The following is a 348-nucleotide window of genomic DNA, read 5'->3' on the forward strand; positions in this document are numbered from 1 at the left end:
AGCGCCAGTGCTCGCTGCCAAGTGCCGGATGGTAGGGGTGGGTGATCGACTCGATCTCGTTGTGGTAGTTGTAGCGATAGATCGTGACCACGCCGCCGGCGTCGGTGACGCGGGTGTACCACAGCTCGCGGTGGTACTCGAAGCGGGTGTCTTCGCTGCCGTCGTCCAGACGGTTGCGCACGCAGCGCGCTTCGTGGGCGGAGGGCAGGGCGCCGTCGGCCTTGCCCGGCCAGTCCCAGGTCAGCTCGACGCCGATGCCATTGAGGTCGGTGTAGTGGGTCAGCAGGTGATGGGAATAGCGATACTCGCGCTGATGATCGCGCGCATTGCGGTGGGAGACGAGATTAC

Annotated in this window: 1 protein-coding gene; it reads right to left on the reverse strand. The window is 64.9% G+C overall.

The genetic code is table 11. The features are described from left to right. On the reverse strand, window positions 1-348 hold a 348-nt coding region (locus ACUN9Y_RS22270; RefSeq protein ID WP_445462921.1), incomplete at both ends, for a hypothetical protein.

It is taken from the genome of Halomonas sp. V046, assembly GCF_052645355.1.